Annotated in this window: 19 protein-coding genes and 2 pseudogenes; 19 read left to right on the forward strand and 2 right to left on the reverse strand. The window is 37.8% G+C overall.

Translation table 11 applies throughout. From position 1 onward, the window contains the following. Window positions 1-13 precede the first annotated feature (13 nt). The 12 genes from LC20001_RS02675 (at window position 14) to LC20001_RS02730 (ending at window position 13,059) form a co-directional block, all read left to right on the forward strand. The gene (locus LC20001_RS02675; protein WP_010009389.1) at window positions 14-976 is read left to right on the forward strand and encodes a ketose-bisphosphate aldolase; all 963 of its coding nucleotides are present in this window, start codon (window positions 14-16) and stop codon (window positions 974-976) included. 262 nt (window positions 977-1,238) lie between these two features. Then, on the forward strand, window positions 1,239-2,480 hold the full coding sequence (locus LC20001_RS02680) for an ROK family protein (protein WP_010009387.1): 1,242 nt from the start codon (window positions 1,239-1,241) through the stop codon (window positions 2,478-2,480). A 111-nt stretch (window positions 2,481-2,591) separates the two neighbouring features. Then, window positions 2,592-3,257: a transaldolase family protein gene (locus LC20001_RS02685; protein ID WP_010009386.1), complete on the forward strand. Its 666-nt coding sequence runs from the start codon at window positions 2,592-2,594 to the stop codon at window positions 3,255-3,257. Between the two features lie 9 nt (window positions 3,258-3,266). Beyond that, window positions 3,267-3,923 carry a DUF4867 family protein gene (locus tag LC20001_RS02690; RefSeq protein ID WP_010009385.1) on the forward strand — a complete coding sequence of 219 codons (657 nt, stop codon included), beginning with the start codon at window positions 3,267-3,269 and terminating at the stop codon, window positions 3,921-3,923. 15 nt (window positions 3,924-3,938) lie between these two features. Continuing rightward, on the forward strand, window positions 3,939-5,273 hold the full coding sequence (locus tag LC20001_RS02695) for a hypothetical protein (protein ID WP_010009381.1): 1,335 nt from the start codon (window positions 3,939-3,941) through the stop codon (window positions 5,271-5,273). Window positions 5,274-5,287: 14 nt separating this feature from the next. Further along, a complete protein-coding gene (locus LC20001_RS02700; protein WP_010009380.1) occupies window positions 5,288-6,160 on the forward strand; it encodes an NAD(P)-dependent oxidoreductase in 873 nt (290 codons plus the stop codon). A gap of 13 nt (window positions 6,161-6,173) precedes the next feature. After that, window positions 6,174-8,201: an alpha-glucosidase gene (locus LC20001_RS02705; protein ID WP_010009379.1), complete on the forward strand. Its 2,028-nt coding sequence runs from the start codon at window positions 6,174-6,176 to the stop codon at window positions 8,199-8,201. A 101-nt stretch (window positions 8,202-8,302) separates the two neighbouring features. Continuing rightward, window positions 8,303-9,181 (forward strand): IS982 family transposase, encoded by an 879-nt coding sequence (locus tag LC20001_RS02710; protein ID WP_010500113.1) that lies wholly within the window; start codon window positions 8,303-8,305, stop codon window positions 9,179-9,181. Window positions 9,182-9,218: 37 nt separating this feature from the next. Further along, window positions 9,219-9,962 (forward strand): sulfite exporter TauE/SafE family protein, encoded by a 744-nt coding sequence (locus LC20001_RS02715; RefSeq protein WP_056943372.1) that lies wholly within the window; start codon window positions 9,219-9,221, stop codon window positions 9,960-9,962. Window positions 9,963-10,100: 138 nt separating this feature from the next. Continuing rightward, window positions 10,101-11,132, forward strand: a complete 1,032-nt coding sequence (locus tag LC20001_RS02720; RefSeq protein ID WP_004270929.1) for an IS30 family transposase — start codon at window positions 10,101-10,103, stop codon at window positions 11,130-11,132. A gap of 143 nt (window positions 11,133-11,275) precedes the next feature. After that, the gene (locus LC20001_RS02725) at window positions 11,276-12,676 is read left to right on the forward strand and encodes a glycoside-pentoside-hexuronide (GPH):cation symporter (RefSeq protein WP_010009378.1); all 1,401 of its coding nucleotides are present in this window, start codon (window positions 11,276-11,278) and stop codon (window positions 12,674-12,676) included. A 59-nt stretch (window positions 12,677-12,735) separates the two neighbouring features. Continuing rightward, complete coding sequence (locus tag LC20001_RS02730) at window positions 12,736-13,059, forward strand: hypothetical protein (protein ID WP_010009376.1); 324 nt, start codon at window positions 12,736-12,738, stop codon at window positions 13,057-13,059. 233 nt (window positions 13,060-13,292) lie between these two features. Here LC20001_RS02730 and LC20001_RS02735 read toward each other — a convergent pair. Continuing rightward, window positions 13,293-13,400: pseudogene (locus LC20001_RS02735) on the reverse strand (mannonate dehydratase); the annotation flags it as partial. Between the two features lie 56 nt (window positions 13,401-13,456). Beyond that, window positions 13,457-14,635, reverse strand: a pseudogene (locus LC20001_RS02740) (IS256 family transposase). A gap of 99 nt (window positions 14,636-14,734) precedes the next feature. Between LC20001_RS02740 and LC20001_RS02745 the strand changes: the two are divergent. From LC20001_RS02745 to LC20001_RS02775, 7 genes are all read left to right on the forward strand, one after another. Continuing rightward, complete coding sequence (locus LC20001_RS02745) at window positions 14,735-15,388, forward strand: SLC13 family permease (protein WP_225359001.1); 654 nt, start codon at window positions 14,735-14,737, stop codon at window positions 15,386-15,388. 378 nt (window positions 15,389-15,766) lie between these two features. Beyond that, window positions 15,767-15,946: a hypothetical protein gene (locus LC20001_RS02750; protein WP_010009368.1), complete on the forward strand. Its 180-nt coding sequence runs from the start codon at window positions 15,767-15,769 to the stop codon at window positions 15,944-15,946. Next, window positions 15,936-16,295 (forward strand): IS66 family insertion sequence element accessory protein TnpB, encoded by a 360-nt coding sequence (gene tnpB, locus LC20001_RS02755; protein WP_003679178.1) that lies wholly within the window; start codon window positions 15,936-15,938, stop codon window positions 16,293-16,295. The genes LC20001_RS02750 and tnpB overlap by 11 nt, the downstream gene beginning before the upstream one ends. A gap of 47 nt (window positions 16,296-16,342) precedes the next feature. Continuing rightward, entirely contained in the window at window positions 16,343-17,896 is a 1,554-nt protein-coding gene (tnpC, locus tag LC20001_RS02760; RefSeq protein ID WP_035457925.1) for an IS66 family transposase, read from the forward strand. A gap of 389 nt (window positions 17,897-18,285) precedes the next feature. Next, window positions 18,286-19,848 carry an IS21 family transposase gene (gene istA, locus LC20001_RS02765; RefSeq protein WP_099267108.1) on the forward strand — a complete coding sequence of 521 codons (1,563 nt, stop codon included), beginning with the start codon at window positions 18,286-18,288 and terminating at the stop codon, window positions 19,846-19,848. After that, window positions 19,835-20,593, forward strand: coding sequence for an IS21-like element helper ATPase IstB (istB, locus tag LC20001_RS02770; RefSeq protein WP_003680852.1), 759 nt, complete (start codon window positions 19,835-19,837; stop codon window positions 20,591-20,593). The genes istA and istB overlap by 14 nt, the downstream gene beginning before the upstream one ends. Further along, complete coding sequence (locus tag LC20001_RS02775) at window positions 20,590-20,775, forward strand: hypothetical protein (protein WP_056943351.1); 186 nt, start codon at window positions 20,590-20,592, stop codon at window positions 20,773-20,775. Before istB ends, LC20001_RS02775 begins: the two co-directional genes overlap by 4 nt. Window positions 20,776-20,906 lie beyond the last annotated feature (131 nt).

The following is a 20,906-nucleotide window of genomic DNA, read 5'->3' on the forward strand; positions in this document are numbered from 1 at the left end:
GGAAGTACTAGTTATGGTATTAGTTTCAGCAAAGGTATTGGTTGATAAAGCTTATCAGAATCATTTTGCAGTAGGTGCTTTTAATGTTGGCAATAGTGAATTTGTTAAAAATATTCTCGCTGTTGCTGAAGATTTAAAATCACCAGTTATTATGCAGATTCACCCATATGAGTATGATTTGATGGGGAGTGATATTGTTAAATATGTACGCGAGGCCGCTATGACTGCCAATGTCCCAGTGGCGATCCATTTAGATCATGGTCGTGATATCAATGATGTTATGCGAGCTTTGCGCGATCAAATGAATTCCGTTATGATTGATACTTCAGGCTTGCCATTTGCCGAAAATTTAGCAACGACTAAGCAGGTCGTTGATTTGGCACATCGAATTGGTGTCGCTGTTGAGGCTGAACTTGGTAGTATTGGTAATCGTAATGCAACAGCTGATAATAATATGGGTCGTGTTTATACTGATCCAAAAAGTGCAAAAGAATTTGTTGATCAAACGGGAGTTGATGATTTAGCAGTTGCCATTGGTACCGTTCATGGACCATATCCGAGTGGTGATAATGACATTAAAATTGACCGGCTTGATGCGCTAAATGAGGTATTACACATGCCTTTAGTACTACATGGTGGTTCTAATAATCCTAATAATAAAATTAAGGAAGCAATCGCGCACGGGATAGCCAAGGTTAATATTTCAACTGATATTAAGATGCCATATTATCATGCAATTAAAGATACTGTTTTAGCAAAACCAGATCAGTATGAGCCTTGGATCATGACACCAGCAGCCGATGAGGTGCAGAAACAAGTTTTACGTGATAAGATGTTGCTTTTTGGCAGTGATGATAAGGCTAAATTGTATTTTAACGATCCAGAAACATTGAAGCCATTATATCCGTATGATAGCGATATTGTGGATGAAATTATTTATGATCAACAGACTGATGAAACATTAGTTGCTCGGTAATATATCAGTGAAAGCTTAAGAAAAAAGTATGAAATTAAAAGGATGAATGTATAAGAGCAAGCGTAAGCAAATTTTTTACTTACGCTTTTTTGTGTTTTCTTGTTAAAAAAAGTGTATTAATAATGATATGATGGAATATACTAAAGCTAAGTAAAGAGAGAAGGCAAACCTTATTTATAAGATAAAGGGTGTGTCTTATCGTGTAATGTGAATATGAGAAAAGCTTTATCATACATCTCATATATTTATGAGGAGCAGCGATATGATTACTAATTCAAAAAAACGAGTTAAGCGCGAAAATCAATTGCGTATAATCAAATTATTACAATGTAAAAAAAAGATGTCCCGTAAGCAAATTGCAAGTATGTTACAGCTGACACCAGCAAGTATAACTCAACTGACTAGTGATATGATCGAAGCTGGTATTTTACAGGAAGTTGGAACAATTGAGGGGCGAAAAACAACTTCTGGTCCCAGAGAGATTCTATTGAATATTAATGAGAATTATAAATATTTATTAGGAATTGATATTGAGATAGATAATGTCTCTTTAGGGCTTGTTACTTTGGCCGGACGATCAATCATCAAACGATCATTTAAATTTAACTTAAAGTCATTAAGTCAAGATTCACTACCTACCTTAGTAAAAAAAGTAAAATCAAGAATATTACAAGTTCTTAATAAAAAGCAACTAGAATTTCGGGATGTTTTATATTGTGGTATTGGTATGGTAGGCAGAGAATATTATTATCAAAGTCGAGGATTAGCAATACCACCAATGTTACATTTGAAAAATGAGCTGATCAAATTATTAAGTAAAGAAATAGCAATACCTATGTACTTAGAAAATAATGTTCGTGCGTTGGCAATAGCAGAGTCTAATTTTCATCAGCATGAAGCGACTTCATTTTTGTTCATTAAAGTAGGCCCAGGTATTGGTAGTGCTATTGTGTTAGATAATCAGCTATATTATGGTGAGCGCGGGCGTGCGGGCGAAATTGGTAGTTCGATTGTAACTTCATTTTATCCAAATAGTAATCAAAAAGAGGATATTTTTTTAGAGGACATTATTTCATTAGATTTTATTAAAGTAGAATTGAGTCAGAAATGGACAAAACAACAGTATCCATTATTGTATGCTAAGACAGCTGGAAAGTTAGATGAAATGACGATAAATGATGTTTATTATGCTTTAGCAAATAAAGAAGCAAATTTAATTGCATTGTATCAAACAAAAATGCATATTTTAGCAAGCAGAATTATTGATTATACTGATTTACTGGATTTGAAAATGGTTTATTTATTTTTTTCTGGTACTAAATCTAAGTTTTTATTCAATTTGCTCAATAAAGAACTAGAAACTTCTTTTAAACGGACTAATCGGGAAATCAGGCTAAGTAATATTGATAATAATCAAGCTTTTATTGGCGGAGCAGGAGTGGCATATATAAAATCTATAGAAATGCTAGCTAATTTGGATATTGATCTTATTGATTTAAGCTAGTTGAAATAATTGTGTTTTTTTTAACAAAAAGGGTTTACTTTTTCGTATAAAGCGATTACAGTATAGTTGTAATAATTAATTAACTTAATTAACTAATAGGAGGGTTTTACAATGAAGTTTTTCTTAGACAGCGCCAAAATTGATGAGATTCGTGAAGCACGGGATACATTTGGTATTGATGGTATTACGACAAATCCGAAGCATGTGATGGCATCTGGTAAACCATTTTTAACTGTAATTCATGAATTGGCTGAAGAATTTAAAGATAACCCTGACTTTCCAATTTCCGTTGAAATTAATCCGCATTTAACTAAGGCAACCGAAATTATTCCTGCTGCTAAAAAAATATCAGCTATTTCCCAAAACTTTGCAATTAAGATTCCATGCACAGTAGAAGGACTAGCTGCAGCTAGAGAATTAGAAAAAGCTGGTGTTAGGACGAATGTCACATTGGTTTTCTCGCCATCTCAAGCAATTGTTCCTGCAAAAATTGGTGCTAAGTTCGTTTCACCATTTGTCGGCTGGAAAGAGGATAGTGGTGATGACGGTCTTTCTTACGTACGTGATATTGTTCAAATTTATAAGAATTACGATTATAAAACAGAAATTATTGTGGCTGCCGTACGTAATGGGTATCAAATTGCTGAAGCTGCAAAGGCTGGTGCCGACATTGTAACGGCTGGATTATCGGTTTACAAAACTGCATTTGAACATCCGTTTACTAAGCAAGGATTAGGCGTTTTCCAGAATGCTTGGGATAATACAAAAACAGAATAGGGGATACTTATGTTTACAGCATTAAAAAAAGTAAATACGGATTTCCCGTTATTTAACGTTAAGGATGATGAGTTTAAAAAATATGGCCAAATTATAGACGATATTGACTCAGATAGTTTGCTAAAAGTATTAGCTGACAAAACAATTCCGGACGTTGGTAATACCTATGTTGCATCTGATGTAAGCTTGGAAAGTTTACCAATTACAACTACTATTAAAACGAATATTTTTGGTGGCCTACCGATTGAAGTAGGTTATTGTAACGGACACAGCCATCAACTAAATTGTCTTGAGTGGCATAATTCGCCAGAAGTAAATATTGCAACTGAAGATATTGTACTTTTCTTAGGACAGACTCCTAAATTACAGAATGATCATTATGATGTATCGGATATTGAAGCATTCTTTATTCCAGCTGGAACCATGATTGCTATTTATGGAACAACAATGCATTTTGCACCGTGTCGAACTTCTGACAGAGGATTTAAATGTTTAGTTGTATTACTCAAGGATATTAATGCTGATTTACCAGAAAACTTAGCTAAGCCTAAAACACTATTTAAGTATGGTAAATGGTTAATTACTCATCCAGATAATGAAAAGTTTACTTCACAAGGTGCATTTCCTGGAATAATCGGTCAAAATTATGAACTGAAATTAATGTGAGAGGTGGTAATTAAAGTGGCAATTCGCGTATTATATTTACCGGCTGCAAGGTTGACTTTCGATGGTGAACTGGCAAAAAAAGTATTTCAAGAAAGTCAAAAAGTCCTTGCCAGTATTAAGAATGTAGCCCTGACATCACCAGACGGACTTCTAAGTGATCCGGACGATCTGACTAAATTTATTCAGTCTCATGGGACTACTTATGATCTGGTAGTCTTTCAAGATATTACCTTTGTTGATGGTGAATTCATTAATAATACGATTGATTTAGTTGATGCACCGGTTATTATTTGGGGAGTTCGTGAACCAAGCGTTGGTGGTCGATTGCGATTGAATACATTAACTGGGGTTATGAGTACTGCTAATACTTTGCAGACTAATAATCGGCGCTACCTATATTTGATTGGTAATCCGAGTGATGCAGAAACTGTGCAGAAGCTAGAAAAACAAATTGATGTTTTAAATCTAGTACATCGTTTAAAGAGTATGAATATTGGTGTAGTTGGAAAGTATCCAAACGGTTTCTTTTTCTCAGATACCAATAATCAAGTTTTGCATGATACTTTTGGAATCTCAATTAAAAATTATGAATTAAATGATTGGTTTGATGAATCACGTAAGATTAAAGCAGCAGATTATCAGAATGAATTACAATTTGCAGAAAAAAATATTGTTGGTTTAAATAAAACTGACGATACTGTTAAACATTTTGCACAATTCACTACAGTTGCTAAGAAACATATTAATGATGATCAGCTAAATACGATTGCTATGCGTTGCTGGCCAGATTTCTTTGAACAGTTACATGCCGCTCCTTGTGGCGTATTCTCACAATTGACGGATCAAGGTTTTCCGACAGCTTGTGAAGCAGATATTCATGGTTCGCTATCAATGTATATTTTGCAAGAATTAACTCATGGTACCGCACCTTATTTGGGTGATGTAGTCAATTTTATTCCGGAAGATAATTCAATTATTATGTGGCATTGTGGTTTTTCCCCATACTCCTTGGCTAATCAAAAAACTGGAGCTCAAGCAGGTGTTCATCCGAATCGTAAAATTGGTTTAGCGATGGATTTCGGCTTAAAGCCAGGGAAAGTTACTTTATTTAGAGTAAGCTATACACCAAAAGGATATCGTTTCATTATCACTTCTGGTGAGGTGTTGGATAAAGATAATCTATATAATGGGACTTCGGCGCAAATTAAATTAGATCCAGATGTTAATCAATTTCTTGATCAGTCAATTAAAGAAGGCTATGAACCGCATTTTGCTTTAGTATATGGTGATGTGACTGAACAATTAGCGGCAATGGGGCATATATTGAATCTAAATACAATTCAAATTTAGGGGTGCATATTATTATGAAAATTGGCTTTATTGGATTAGGTATTATGGGTGGCGCTATGTCAGCCAATTTAATTAAAAAGAGTAATCGAGATGTTTTTGTGTTTGATTTTGATGAGAGCAAGGTCGCAAAATCAGCCGCGATTGGGGCGCATGCCTGTGCTAGTAGCGCAGAAGTAGTGGAGAATGCTGATGTGATTTTCACTAGTGTTCCAAAAGCAGAACATGTTCGCGCAGTACATGAAAGTGTATACGATGTAATCAGATCGGGACAGATTTTTATTGATATGAGTACAATTGCACCTAAAGATTCGGTAACATTAGGCAAAAAAATTAATGAGTACGGTGCACAATTTCTTGATGTACCAATTGTTAAGTCAAAGCAACAAGCAATCGATGGTACGCTGGGTATTTATGTTGGTGGACCTAAAGAAGCGTATGAAAAAGTGAAGTCGTTACTTGAACTTTTAGGCAGTGATATCGTCTATATGGGTGAAAATGGTAAGGGTATTACTATGAAAATTTTACACAATATGTTAGTCGGTGAAATTCAAAATGGGGTCAATGAAATGATGTTGCTGGCTGAGAAAAATGGAATTGACTGGCAGACTTTTTTGAAAGCGATTTCTATCGGTGGCGCAAATAACTTCTATATTCAGACTAAAGCCGAAGTAATCGGCAAACGGAAATTTGATACTGCTTTTTCAGTAGCTAACATGCGTAAAGATGTTGGTATTGCCGAGGATATGGTAAATGATCAAGGAATTGATTTACCTGGTGTGAAATTAGTGAATGGTATTTATCAGCAGGCGATAGATCGTGATTTAGGAAACCTAGATTTCTCTGCATCATTTAAGGTTGTGGAAAGTAACGCAAAAGCTGCAGAGTAGAGGGGATGAAAAAATGGAGATTAGCAAGCAGGCTAATGTAGTTATCTTTAAAGATGGACGATTAACTTATAATAATCGTGTTATTTTGAGCGGAAATAATGACTCACCGATTCTATTTTTAGGTTCTGGTAAAGAGAATCTTAAAATGTATCGTGGCCATTTTAAGATTAAAGACTATATAGAATCTAGGATTCCACTGGTTATTGATAAAGTTGAGAATCAGAAGGATACAATTATTATTGCTTTCAAAAGCCAGGATACTACGTATATTAAACTTGCCGTTAGTTTAGATGATGAGGGACGATTAATAATTAAACCAATTTTAATGGATGGAAAATGGAATCGACTTTGGTTAAGATTGTATGCCAATCAAGATGAAAGAATTTATGGTTGTGGTGAACAAATGTCCTATTTTAATTTACGGGGCAAACATTTTCCTTTATGGACTTCGGAACCTGGTGTTGGGCGCAACAAGGAAACTCTTACAACTTTCTGGGCAGACGTAAAAGATAAGGCTGGAGGAAATTACTACACAACTAATTATCCTGAACCAACTTTTATTTCAACTCAAAAGTATTACTGCCATACAACTTCATACCAATATGCTGATTTTGATTTTAGGAATACTAATTTTCATGAATTACAATATTGGGGTATCCCAGATCAAGTGATTTTTGAAACAGCAGATAATTATATTGATTTAGTTGCTAAACTAACTAATTTGTTAGGCCGGCAACCTGTATTACCTGAATGGACGGATAATGGGGCTTTATTAGGTGTTCAAGGTGGTTCAAAACGAGTTGAAGAAATTACCCAAAGAATGCTTAAAAAAGGTGTTAAATTAGCGGGAATATGGTGCCAAGACTGGGAAGGTATTAGAATGACAAGTTTTGGTAAACGTCTATTTTGGAATTGGGAATCAAATGAAGAACTGTATCCAAACTTAAAAGAGAAAATAAAAGCTTGGAAAGGTAAAAATTTAAAGTTTCTTGCATATATCAATCCATATGTTGCTAATGATACAGAAATGTATAAAAAAGCGGATACGATGGGATTCTTTGCTAAAAATAAGGCTGGAAATACTTATTTAGTTGATTTTGGTGAGTTCTATTGTGGCGTCGTTGATTTTACAAATCCCCAAGCATTCTCATGGTTCAAAAGTATCATCAAGAAGAACCTTATTGATATTGGAGTTGTTGGTTGGATGGCTGATTTTGGCGAATATCTACCAACCGATATCGTGTTGAATGATGGATCTAATCCAATGGTTGCTCATAATGAATGGCCAATGCTGTGGGCTAAATGTAATTATGAAGCAGTTAAAGAGTCTGGAAAATTAGGCGAAGTTGTTTATTTTATGCGTGCGGGTGCAACGGGAAGTCAAAAGTATTGCACGTTACTCTGGGCAGGGGATCAGAGTGTTAATTGGAGCCTAGATGATGGACTTGCTTCGACAATTCCTGCAGCTTTATCAGCAGGAATGACTGGGAATGGATTAAGTCATAGTGATATAGGTGGATATACTAGTTTGTATGGAAATATTCGCTCCAAAGAGTTATTCATGCGCTGGGCAGAAATGGGGAGTTTTTTACCTTTTATGCGTACACATGAAGGAAATCGCCCGTCCGAAAATTTTCAAGTGTACGATGATGATGAAGCTATAGATCATTTTGCAAAATGCACTAATGTATTTGTTGATTTAACGGAATATCGTCATAAAATTATTGAAGAAAATGCAACTAAGGGAACTCCAGTTCAAAGACCGTTATTTATGCAGTATGAAAAAGATGATGAAGCTTATGAGGTTCAGTATGAGTACTTATTTGGACCAGATGTTTTGGTTGCACCGGTATATGAAGAAGGTAGGACAGATTGGTCTGTCTATCTACCAAATGATGAATGGATTCATCTTTGGAGTGGTAAAGAATATTCTGGTGGAGAAGTGAATATTGATTCACCATTAGGAAGAATTCCAGTATTTTATCGTAAAAAGTCTCGATTTAGCGATTTATTTAAAAGCATAACTAAAAAATATCAATAATTATGTTACGTGTGGTGCTAGTTTGTAACATTTAGAAATTTAACAAAAAAGTCCAACCCAGTTAGACTCATAAGTGACAAAACTTAAAAGGAGTAATAACTGTGTTGAACCACCTCAAGTTTAAGCAAAATCGTCACGAATTACAAGTTAGTTTCCATTACTTTTACCAGTTATGTTCATTGCTTTATCAGCGTTATTGTCCGCGTAGCGTCATTGAGCGGCGCAACGTTGAACATACTAAAATTACTGATATTAAACTTTTAGCTTTACTGTGCTTACAAGTCACACTGGGAATTCAATCGCAACGCCGCTTCTATTATCTGATGGCAGCGTTTATGCCGCGGCAAATGGTGGTATCACGTTCACGTTTCAACCGCCGCGCGCAACAATTACTGGCAGTAGTCAATGCCATTCGCTCAGGTATCACTAAGGATTATGCTCATTCGGGCGACCTAGCGATTATCGACAGTTTACCCAACCCACTATGTGCCAAAGTTCGTAATTTCAGAGTTAGAATTTTTGCTGGGAAGGCCAACATTGGCTATAATGCCACCAAGAAAATGCCATTTTATGGGTTTAAAACCCACATGGTCGTCACGGCTAATGGCTATATTCTGAATTATGTGATCACGGCAGCCTCAGTTCATGATGCTAAGGTAGCGCCTGAGCTAATTAGCGGTTGTCCTTGTCCCAATATTTTGGCCGATGTTGGTTATGTTGGGAAAAAACTCAAGACCAGTTTTAGGGCCCTAGGCTATAACTTATGGACGCCTTATCGTTCTAATATGAAAGGTGCTAAACAGCATAATAAGCGTCAACTCAAGGCGTTACGGCGGACAATAGAGTCACGCTTTTCAATTTTAGCCCAGCAATTTGGGATTGAAACCAATCTCACCCGTAGTCTATTTGGTTTTCAATTAAAGATTGAATTGACGATATTGGTATACAATTTAGGCTTTTTTGATTTTATGACGAACTAGCACCACGCGTAATTATGTTATTTGAAAGTAGGTCGTAATGGATAATATAATAATTTCTATCGCGATTTTTTGTTTGGTTATTATCTGTTCCAATATAATTCAGGGAATTACTGGGTTTGCAGGTACTTTAATAGCAATGCCATTTTTAATTATGTTAGTGGATTTAGAAACTGCCAAGCAGGTTTTAAATCTACTAGGAATTTTGGCAAGTTTGATGATTGTTGTTAAAGACTATAAATTAATAAAAAAAAAGCAACTTCTAATAATTCTATTTTGGATGACAATAGGGCTAATCATAGGAATGATAATTTACAAAATTGCACCTAGAAGAATATTGTTAATTATTTTTCCGCTATTTGTTTTAGCAGTAGGTATTAAAGGTATTTTGAAAAATAATAATGGGACTACGGTTGACTCAAATAATGATAAGACAACAATTATCGATGCCCTTTTGTTATTATTTGCAGGGATCATACACGGTTTATTTGTAGCAGGTGGGCCATTATTAGTTATTTATGCCACAGAAAAAATAATGGAAAAGAATTCTTTTCGTGTGACATTATCTGCAGTTTGGATTTTTCTAAATAGTATTATGTTGATTCAAGCGATTACAGCCAATACTATAACAGTTTCAATATCAAAATATATGTTAATTTCGATTATACCAATGTTTGCTGGTGTAATTATTGGTAATTATCTGCTAACTAAGTTAAGTCAACGATTTTTTATGAAGTTATCATATACACTATTGATTTTGTCAGGTATTAGTTTATTGCTGTAACTCTATTTTATTTACACGCGCGTTTTATAATCAAGTTAGCCAAATACTTTTAGCTAATTGATAAAATAAAAAACACCAAGACAAATCTCTGTTATCATTGATGTTCCTACACAAACAATGAAAGAGGTTATTGTCTTGATGCAAGAACAGAATACCACAGTCAGAAAAAAAGGTCAGCACCTAACTTCGTTTGAACGAGGCAGAATTGCTACGCTGCACAGCCAAGGCTATTCCAATCGTGCAATTGCCAGAGCGCTTAATGTTTGTCATCAAACAATCAATAATGAATTGTGCCGCGGCGAGATCGACCAAGTAAAAAAAGTGAATGGTCAACGCCAATATTACGCTGTATACTCACCAGAAACAGCACAAGCTAAGTACGAAGCTAATCGAGCCCACTGTCATCGGCCTTTGAAACTCGTCGGTGTCGCTGATTTTATCGACTATTTTACGACTCATTTGCGTCAAGATGGTTGGTCGCCTGATGCAGCAGTAGGACGGGCCAAACTTGAAGGCTTATATCAACCTGAGGAGATGGTCTCGACCAAGACGCTATACCACTATATTGATGCCCAGTTACTTGAAGTCCGTAATCTTGATCTACTCGAAAAAACGCGCCACCGTGCTAAACATCATCACTCGATCAAGCACAAGCGTCTGGCCGGACGGAGTATTGATGAACGGCCTAAAAGTATCGACCAGCGCCAAGAGTTCGGCCATTTCGAATTGGACACCGTGGTGGGCAAGCGCAACGGTCAAGAGAGTGTGATCTTAACGCTGATCGAGCGTCAATCCCGCTGCCAAATTCTACGTTTGATCGATGGTCGTGATGCCGATTCAGTCAACTATGAGCTGGCCAAGATCTGTCAAGAATACGGATCAATCATGAAGTCAGTTACTGCCGATAATGGCGCTGAGTTCTCGGAAGTTGGCGCTGTACTTACCGGTGTCGCTGACCTTTATTATGCCCATCCATATCGTTCCTCTGAGCGTGGGACTAACGAAGCGCATAATCGAATGATCCGCCGCGATGTACCCAAGGGTCTATCCATGGATATTTTGGGTCCTCATGATATCCAAGCAGTTGAGTCAAAGCTAAACAATTTACCGCGCCGGCAAACTGGCTATCAAACACCCAAAGAGCTTTTCTCCGCTGCTTCCGCCGGTTAAGTTAAGTCCATAAAATATGAATATTAATGAAAATACTGATTTAATAGGATTTATCGTGTGGCTAATTTGTTCTTGCAATTTGGGTATTTTATTTACATCTCTCATCATGATAATTCTAAAAGTTATGGAAAGGATGAACTTTAATGGATATTAAAGCACAGAATGTTGAGGAGCCAACGGAATTTCCAAAGGTTCTTAGTTTGAAAGAGAAGATTGCCTATGGTGTGGGTGATTTAGGCAATAATTTTCTATTCGATATGGGTCAATTATATTTACTGAAATATTTCACGGATGTTATTGGGCTGCCCGCAGCGGCAGCAGGCGGTGTTTTTGCTATTGCAAAGATATGGGATGCTTTTGCAGATATAACGGTCGGCACTTGGGTGGATAATCGAAAAAAAATTGGAAAACGGGGTAAATTTCGACCGTTTATATTATGGGCATCATTGCCTTTGGCGCTATTGTTGATTGCAAACTTTGCTGTACCAGACTTTTCTATTACAGGTAAACTGATTTGGTCGTATATTACCTATATGATTTTTGGTACTGTTTATAGTATTTCAAATGTGCCGTTTGGATCAATGCAACCGTCAATGACAAAGAATAGCGATGAAAGATCTGAATTGGCCTCTTGGCGTAATATAGGTTCTAATTCAGGTGTTTTAATTGCGACTGTTGCATTTATGCCTATTGTATTAATGTTTCCAACTGAGAAAATTGGTTATACTATTACAGTCGTCTTTTTTGCTATTGCTGGTGTAGCTTGTCAGTTATTTTGTTATAAAAACGTTAAAGAGAATTATCAAGTATTACCTAAGGATCCAGTGGGTGAGAAGCGTAGCATTAGAGAAATATTTTCAGGATATAAAGCAGTATTTAAAAATGGTCCATTATTAATTCTCTGCTTGGCCAATTTATTTACGTTTTCTGCTTACAATGTTAAATTAGCAGTTCAATTCTATTTTGCGCAATATGTATTACATGATATAAAAATTGTTTCCTATATGAGCTTTTTCACAGTTGGTTTTTCAATTTTAGCAGCAGTAGTAATGCCGTCAATTGTGAAAAAAATTGGGAAAAAACATACTTATATTTTAGGAAGCCTTATCTGGCTTATTTCTGATTTAATTGGATTCTTTGTAACTAACTCAGGACTGACATTTGCAATTTTTACAAGCATCTCATATTTTGGTAATGGTATTCTTACTGCTTTGAATTGGGCGCTTATTTCTGATGTTGTGGAATATGGGGAATGGAAAACGCACGTTCGTTCAGAAGGAATTGTTTATTCTTCATATACTTATTTTCGCAAGTTAGCAACGGCCGCTGCTGGTTTTATCCCAGGCGTGATTCTGTCTGTTGTTGGGTATGTTCCTAATCATGAACAAACAGCACAGGCACTACTAGGTATTAGAGGAATTACCTTTATTTATCCTGTTATTGGTGCGGCACTTACAATAATATTAATGTTGTTTTATCCAATTACTGAACAGAAGTATTCTGAAATTATTGCAGAATTGAGAACAAGACACCAAAATGATTGATAAAAAATGAGTATATTCAATTAACTAGGTATAAATTGTCCCTAATGAGGAATGGTAATATGATTAAAACCGATATAGCTACAAATTTAATTAATGAGATTGAACATTTATTAGGCCAGGCAAATGAACTTTGCAACTCAGTAGTCATGAATAATACGCTAATTCAAAGCCGATTAATTCTTCTAAAGTTGCAGGAGCTTATTGTTGATACGGATAATGATCAACTTATGAAGGCGTTTATTGAGTTTTGTGCATCATTTGATAAATACAGTGATGAAGCTTTTATTATTATAAACGAGCCTTTATTTCGTGATTATGATAATTTTAATAATAGATTCAAGGAGTTTATGTCTGCTTCTAAAGAGCTCAGGATATCCTTATAATCTTACTATGGCTGTTGAAGTGAGTATAGCAGTTTAGTCAAAATGAAGGAACCATATGTTGTTTTTAGTGTTAGCCTTGGATATAAAATTAGGATACTAATGAATAAATAGGAGTCCCTTAATTTTAATGTTAAGGGGCTCCTATTATTTTCTGACTATTGATAAAAGTGATAATCACTCAAATTTTATAATGTAATTAATACTTATTTTTAGGATATGCAGGTGCGTAATTCTTAATCTTCGTTTTTCTCCAACGCTTCCCACAAGCCATTAAGATACGTAATACCAAGCGCACGATCATACAATCCATATCCAGGTCGACCATCTTCACCCCAAATATTGGGAGTGTCAAGAAGTTTGTGTAAATGAAAATCCCTTCTCCTGGCAAAATAATGTATTAATCGAAAAGTGATTCTAACGTGTCTTTGACTTGACCAAATCCGCGATGGCTACGATTGAAGTACTTTTCGTTATAGCTTATGACTTGAACTCCAATGAAATTGTCTAAAGATTTTTCGTTTGGAAATTGTTCCTTTGGTTTGGTCTTGCGTTTGATTCTTTTGTTCAGTGATTCTAAGATATTGGTTGAATAAATTGTTGGTCGAATGGCCGGGGGAAAACTCAGGAAAGCTAATAGTTCATTTTCAATGGATTTAAGTTGCTGGATCAGATTGGAATACGATTTCCCCCATGCACCATAAAAATCATTTAAGATCTTGTGTGCTGCAGTTACATCGGTCGCTGAATGCAACTCTTTAAAGTCATTTAAGATCGCCTCACGATCTTTTAAACGCACATGCGAACCAATATTGCGCATAACATGTACTAGGCATCTTTGAAATTTAGCTTTCGGGAAAGCGTGCAATAATGCTGGCTGCAGACCAACCATTCCATCTGCAATGATCAACTGGACTTGTTCTAATCCACGTTTTTTAAGATCTTCTGCCATTTCTGACCAAACTCCTGCATTTTCACTTGGAGCGATTCGATAATCAAGAACTTCTTTGATGCCGACAGATGTAATACCTAAAGCAATATAGACCGCTTCTCTTTGAACTTAATCGCGGCGCAAAGGTAAGTAAGTTGCATCTAAGAAAAGACAAACATAGTTTGCCTTAATAGTTCGTTGATGAAAAGCTTCAATCTGTTTTGTTACCTGAGCAGTGATATTAGAAACAGTAGTAGGTGAATACTAAGAGCCATACATTTTTTCAATCAAATCTGTAATTTCACGGGTCGTAACGCCCTTGGAATAAAGCTGAATGATTGTTGTTGCTAAAGCGTCCTGACGACGAGAATAGGCTGGAAGCAGGTGGTTATGAAAATGGCCTTTACGGTCACGCGGCACAGCAATTTTCAACTTACCATATTCAGAGTCAATTAAACGATAATACTGGCCATTACGAGAATTGCCAGTATTAAAGCCACTGCGGTCATAAGGATCATAACCAAGTAAGGCCGTTAGTTCAGCTTGCAAGATGTGATTAATAGCCGTTTCGAGTTGTTGACGAAAAAGTTCTTTAACATCGCCATTTGACAATAGAGTTTTGGTTAGATTTTTGGTAAACTGATCCATGGGGAATTCCTCCGTTTTGGTTTGATTTGGATGATTTAATCATACGGGGAAGGGATTCCCTTTTCAACAGGACTTTTATTCATTTACACAAACTATTTTATACTCTCGGAAACTAAGGGAGGCAACTTTTTAGCAGAAGCAACATTACCTAAGTGGAAAGAAAACGTCGTATACTTTGTTTTTGTCGTTGCTGTTATTGGTATGCTTTTCCAAGGTAAAATTGGAGATGCTGGTTATGCAATTGCAGGACTCTCAGTGGGCGTTATTCTTGTAATTGGCGTTTTGAACTTTGATGAGATTCGCGATGCAATAGCAGCCCCAATTATTCTGATGTCCGCTGGTGTCATTGGTGTTGCAAATGCTTTAGGTAGTACTGGTTTAACGAAACTGGTCGGTAAAACTGTTGCCGGACTGCTTGGTACTAATATCAGTGCTTTTGCCTTAGTTTTTATTTTCTGTATCCTGACGAGTTTATTAGCAACTCTGACTGGCACTAATATTGGAACTGTTTATGTCTTTGCACCTCTAGTTATTGCTACTTGCCACAGCCTTGGTTTTGATCCTAGGGCGGCTGCTAGTGCAGTAGTTCTTTCTGCATGGTGTGGGCATTTTCTGCCAATCGATGGGATGCCAGCTTTAATTCTTGGTACCGAGAAATATTCGGCTAAAGAGTTCTGGAAATTCACGATCCCACAGTATTTTATACGGTTACTTTTCCTGACGGTTGGGTCACTCTTAGTCTTTCCGGCGTGAGTATTGCGAATGCAAGTGATCGTTACTTATCTTAAGATTAAGGGATACGTTTAAATACGGTGCTTTTCATTATAAATTAGTATTTACAGCGATTCTTTAAAATGTGAAATTTATTTAAATTCGACTACCTACTGGTTGGCAGTTATCATGTTTCTGCCAAATGCTGGTAACTTTCTTAACTTTTAAATCCATTCGCCACCAATTTCACATTTAACTTCAGACTCAGGACAAAACCTGAGTTTTTTGGTATCTGAAAAACATAAATATGTACTGATTAATACAGCTATAAATAGGTAAGCACCCAATAACAGACCGACTATAAATAGCGTATCGGCTGCGGTATGATAGCCTCATCATAAGAAATGGTGAGGTGTTTTTATGCTCAATAAACCGGAAATCGTTCAAGTTAAGCTGGACGACGGTCAACGACAGCCAAGTCCAATATCAAAGGCCTTTCAAATCAAACGTAATGAACATGAAACAATCATTGTTTACAATCATATCAATGGATATATTTTAGACGCCCTAGTCAAGGCGGTGTTCACTGATGCTCATTGATTTACGCCAACTCAAGGGTATTTATTTGATTTGTGGCAAAACTGACTTGCGGCGTGGAATCGATGGTTTAGCCGCTACGATCACTGATCAGTATGAACTTGACCCCTACAGCCGGGCGTTATTTCTTTTTTGCGGTACCCGTAAAGATCGTTTTAAGGCCCTATATTGGGCCGGTGATGGCTTTCTCTTACTTTATAAACGAATCGAAAATGGCCGCCTGCAATGGCCAACCAATCAAAATGAGGTGAAGCGACTACACGCCAAACAATTACAACGTTTATTATCTGGCTGGGGGCTTGAAGCAACCGTGCATCAGACCAACCGACCCAAAAAAGCTAGGCTTAGCTGACTAATCATGGTACACTCAGGACAATCCTAGTGAATGAAGGCGATTCCATGGCAACGACCGTCGAACAACTTAAGCAAGCCCAAGCGCAGAATCGTGAGTTACTCAAAGAAATAAAGGCCTTGACCGCAACTGTCCAAACTTTGACGGAAGAAGTCGCCTTTTTTCAGCGCCAACTTTTTGGCAAGCATTCGGAAAAAATAACTGATCCTAACCAGTTATCCCTATTGGCAGATGACAATGGGGTTTTTACCGACCCAGAGCAAACTGGGAACCAAAGCGAAACGACAGTAACAACAGTCGTCCATAAGCCAAAGCGTAAGCGTTGCGAATCAGTTGATCCCAATCTACCGATCGAGACCACCGTGATCCGCCGCGAGAACTTGAGTTGCGATCATGGTCATCAACTGATACCAGTGGGCAAGCACTTTGTGCGTGAAGTCGTGCATCAAATTCCTGGTCGCCTCTATCGCGAACAGATCTTTGAACAAACGTATAAATGTGCCGCTTGTGAAACGAATGATGGCGTTTCACACTTATATCAGGGGACTGCGCCGCAGGCGCTGATCCCCCATAGTTTAGCGACCTCATCGTTAGTCGCTGAGTTGTTGTACCAAAAATATGCCTTAGGGACACCACTTTATCGTCAAATGAAAGCCTGGCGGCGGGCTGGTTTGATTTTAAGTGAAACGACCATGACGAATTGGGTGATCAAAGCAGCGACGATCGTTCAACCGCTGTATACATTACTGCACGAACAATTATTAACGCAACCTTACCTGCAAGGCGATGAAACACCGTTTCAAGTCTTGCGTGAGGTGGGTAAAACCGCGCAAAGCAAGTCTTATATCTGGATTGCTCGGAGTATTCGCTTAGCTGCGCATCAAGTTGTCTATTATACGTATAGCGACAATCGTGCCGGCAAAACTGCCCAACAACTTTATGGTGATTTTACGGGTGTCCTACAATGTGACGGTTATTCTGGCTATAATCTACTGGGCGCGACGGTGACGCGGGTCGGTTGTTGGGCGCATGTGCGGCGAAAATTCTTCGATGATGCCTGCAAGATCAAGGGGCAACCGACGATAACGCCACCCTTAAAATTGCTTGATCAAATGTTTCACCTAGAACGGGGCTGGCGTGATCTAACACCAACCAAGCGCAAAGAACTGCGCCAGGAACAATTAAAGCCAGTGATCAAGCAATTTTGGCAGTGGTGTGATCAAGCGGTGGCCACCCCGAAATCACGTTTAGGTCGTGCTTTGACCTATGCCCAAAACCAACGGTCTGCACTTGATCGTGTGCTCGATTACGGCGAAATTGATCTAAGCAATAACGCCACCGAACGAAATGTGAAGTCCTTCGTGATCGGACGCAAGAATTGGCTTTTCGCCACCAGTCCCGCAGGGGCACAGGCTAATGCGATTTGGCTGACCTTGATTGAAACTGCGAAGGCTAATGGATTGGATCCACGGCAATATCTCGAATATCTGCTTAATCAATTAGGGCAACTACCCGTTTTTCCAACTGAGGAAGAATTGGCGGTCTATTTGCCATGGCAACAAGTGCCAGACAAAAAGGTTTGGCGTGATCAAGAAGCGTAGACCCTTGGCTAATTTAAAATCAAACAGCGCTACTGATTCGAACCAAAAAGTTTCGGATCAGTGGCGCTGCTTTTGATTACGGTTGTTTATTGGGTGCTTACATAAATAGTCAGTTGTACACGGATTCAGTCACCGCATCCTGCTTAGTTTGTGTTCCATTATGCAAATAAGGGAAAATACCAATTAAAAAATGCGAGCAAAAAAAGATTACAAACAAAATGGAATCGGTGATGACAGCACTCTCATTTACCCCCTTCGGCATAAAATTTTACCCCATTAAGCGAAGAAATTGACCAAGTTCTGCAAAAGAGATTGACCAGCCCTAAGGTACCTCTTGTATAATGTGATAGCGCATACATTGCGTAATTATATTATACAGGAGGTTTTCTATGTCCATTCAGTATCGTAAGATTCTTGAGCTCCATGCTCAAAAGGTCGTACAACGAAATATCGCCGCAGCTACAGGTAATTCACGCCCTAAGATTGCAGAGATCGTCAAACGGGCAAAAGAAGAAGCGTTAGTACCACCGTTCACTGATGAAATGGATGACGAATGGTTCGAAGCGCTACTTTTCCCGCATAAAAAGCGTGAGGCTAAAGGTAGACAACTGCCAGATTTTGAACATATTCATACAGAACTAGCTAAGTCTAATGTGACGTTGTCACTACTACATTATGAATATGAGGCAATTTGCCGTCAAAATAATGTTATTCCCTACGCTTACCGCACATTTTGTCAGTATTATCACGAATATGCACAAAAGTATAAAGCGACTATGCGCATAAAGCGTAAGCCGGGAGAAACTATGGAAGTAGATTGGGCAGGTACAACATTGTCTCTAACTGATTCAGATACAGGAGAAATTGTTAAAGCTTATTTATTTGTCGCCACACTACCGTGTAGCCAATATGGCTACTGTGAGGCTCGCTTGTCAATGAAACAAGAAGATTGGTTAGTTAGTCATATTCACGCTTATAAGTACTTTGGTGGGGTTACGGAAATCCTTGTCCCAGATAATTTAAAAACTGGTGTTACCAGGCACCAAGCTGGAGAAGCTGTGCTTAATTCGACTTACCGCGAATTGGCAAGTCACTATAACACGATTATATTGCCGGCACGTGTCCGAACACCTAAAGATAAGGCCAACGTCGAGGGTAGTGTAAAGATCCTTTCAACTTGGATTATCGCTGCGCTACGTAACGAAAAGTTTTTCACATTAATAGAATTAAATCAGGCTGTTAGGGAAAAATTAGATGAGTTTAATTTGCGACCATTCACCAAGAAATATAAAAAAGGTAACCGTAAAGACGCTTTTATTAGCGAAGAGCAGTTCGCATTACAGCCTCTACCACGGGTACCTTATAAAATGGCAACCTGGAAAACTGCCACTGTACAATTAGATTACCACACTAATGTGGAGAATATGTTTTATTCTGTTCCTTACGAATATATCCAGAATAAAGTTGATATTAAAGTTACGAAAGATCTCGTTGAGATCTTTTACAAAGATAGTCGTATTGCCTCACACAAACGACTTTATGGCAAGCTTGGTCAATTCTCGACTAATCATGATCATCTACCAGAGAACCACCAGTTGTATCTTGATTACACCCCAAAAGAAGCAATTAAGTGGGCCGAAAGTATTGGTGAAGCAACAACGGAAGTCGTTCGTTATTTGCTTAAATCGGCAAAAGTGGAAAAGCAAGCACTGAAAGCAACCCTTCGTTTAAAGAATTTTGGCCGTAAGTACTCCAGTGAAGCGATTGAGCAGGCTTGCCAAGATATTATAAAAATTGCCTCAGCACCAACGGTGCCAGTAATCGAGCGTTTATTACGCAGTAACCAACAACAGGAGCAACCTCACAATGCAAGTGCACAAAACACTTATGGCTTCACGCGTGGCGCAGCCTATTTTGGAATCGAAGGGGAAAAAGATAATGACATCAGATGAAACTAAGCGTAAATTACGAGAAATGCGACTCAACGCTATGGTTGAGATTTTAGAAGTTCAGGAACAGCAACCAGAATACCAACAAATGGATTTTGAAGATAAGTTTGAATTAATTGTCGATGGTGCTTATGCCAGACAGCAATCTAATAAGCTTAGTCGGCTATTACACAGCGCTGATTTTCCGAGTATAGAGCCTGCGTTAGCCGAAATAGATTATTTGCCAGATCGCAAATTGGATCGTAAGCTAATCCAAAAACTAGCAACAGGGAACTACATTCGTGAGCATCATAATATTATTTTGATGGGCGCATCTGGCAATGGTAAAACTTGGCTCGCTAATGCCTTAGGCATAGAAGCATGTCGCCAATTTTATAAGGTGAAGTATGTTCGGCTGCCAGAACTTTTAGACGACTTAGCTGTAGCTAAGCATGAAGCTAATGGAAATTTTCATAAAATATTAGCTCGCTATAAAAAAGTTGATGTTTTAATCATTGACGAATGGTTGTTAACGGAGTTGTCTTTAGAGCAGTCTACCTATGTTTTAGAGCTAGTAGAAAGTCGATTACATCAATCATCAACCATTTATTGTTCACAGTTTGCGCCAGATGGATGGCATAATAAACTAGGTAATCCACAAATAGCCGATGCAATCCTTGATCGCATTATCCATGATGCCTACCCGATTTTAATTCAAGGCGATAAATCAATGCGTGAACGCTATGGATTACGAGGTGACTCTGTATGATTCCAGAAGATGTGCGCAATCGGCTCGCTAGTTACTACTTTCTTAACTCGATAGAAGAAAGCTTTGAAAATAAATTGGTTGATCGGTTAACAATGGCCATGCTTCAAAGCAATGAACAAATTAGTGAGAATGAGCTCGTTGATATTGGTATTAAATTGATCAAAGAATACCTAGAGCAATAACAATGTTTGAACCCACTTTAGTGGGTTCTTTTAGTCGTATGGTCAATTTTCTTCGCATAAGTTGGTCAATTCTTTCGCCGAGTGTGGTCAATTTTTACGCTCACTTGGTTAATTCACGATGCCGCCTTCAA

It is taken from the genome of Loigolactobacillus coryniformis subsp. coryniformis KCTC 3167 = DSM 20001 (assembly GCF_002706425.1).
GTDB classification, from domain to species: Bacteria; Bacillota; Bacilli; order Lactobacillales; family Lactobacillaceae; genus Loigolactobacillus; species Loigolactobacillus coryniformis.

What these genes read in the sequence shown, in the direction of transcription:
- LC20001_RS02675 (WP_010009389.1), top strand. Translation starts at nt 14, where the DNA reads ATGGTATTAGTTTCAGCAAAGGTATTGGTTGATAAAGCTTATCAGAAT.
- LC20001_RS02680 (WP_010009387.1), top strand. Translation starts at nt 1,239, where the DNA reads ATGATTACTAATTCAAAAAAACGAGTTAAGCGCGAAAATCAATTGCGT.
- LC20001_RS02685 (WP_010009386.1), top strand. Translation starts at nt 2,592, where the DNA reads ATGAAGTTTTTCTTAGACAGCGCCAAAATTGATGAGATTCGTGAAGCA.
- LC20001_RS02690 (WP_010009385.1), top strand. Translation starts at nt 3,267, where the DNA reads ATGTTTACAGCATTAAAAAAAGTAAATACGGATTTCCCGTTATTTAAC.
- LC20001_RS02700 (WP_010009380.1), top strand. Translation starts at nt 5,288, where the DNA reads ATGAAAATTGGCTTTATTGGATTAGGTATTATGGGTGGCGCTATGTCA.
- LC20001_RS02705 (WP_010009379.1), top strand. Translation starts at nt 6,174, where the DNA reads ATGGAGATTAGCAAGCAGGCTAATGTAGTTATCTTTAAAGATGGACGA.
- LC20001_RS02715 (WP_056943372.1), top strand. Translation starts at nt 9,219, where the DNA reads ATGGATAATATAATAATTTCTATCGCGATTTTTTGTTTGGTTATTATC.
- LC20001_RS02720 (WP_004270929.1), top strand. Translation starts at nt 10,101, where the DNA reads ATGCAAGAACAGAATACCACAGTCAGAAAAAAAGGTCAGCACCTAACT.
- LC20001_RS02725 (WP_010009378.1), top strand. Translation starts at nt 11,276, where the DNA reads ATGGATATTAAAGCACAGAATGTTGAGGAGCCAACGGAATTTCCAAAG.
- LC20001_RS02730 (WP_010009376.1), top strand. Translation starts at nt 12,736, where the DNA reads ATGATTAAAACCGATATAGCTACAAATTTAATTAATGAGATTGAACAT.
- LC20001_RS02750 (WP_010009368.1), top strand. Translation starts at nt 15,767, where the DNA reads ATGCTCAATAAACCGGAAATCGTTCAAGTTAAGCTGGACGACGGTCAA.
- tnpB (WP_003679178.1), top strand. Translation starts at nt 15,936, where the DNA reads ATGCTCATTGATTTACGCCAACTCAAGGGTATTTATTTGATTTGTGGC.
- tnpC (WP_035457925.1), top strand. Translation starts at nt 16,343, where the DNA reads ATGGCAACGACCGTCGAACAACTTAAGCAAGCCCAAGCGCAGAATCGT.
- istA (WP_099267108.1), top strand. Translation starts at nt 18,286, where the DNA reads ATGTCCATTCAGTATCGTAAGATTCTTGAGCTCCATGCTCAAAAGGTC.
- istB (WP_003680852.1), top strand. Translation starts at nt 19,835, where the DNA reads ATGACATCAGATGAAACTAAGCGTAAATTACGAGAAATGCGACTCAAC.
- LC20001_RS02775 (WP_056943351.1), top strand. Translation starts at nt 20,590, where the DNA reads ATGATTCCAGAAGATGTGCGCAATCGGCTCGCTAGTTACTACTTTCTT.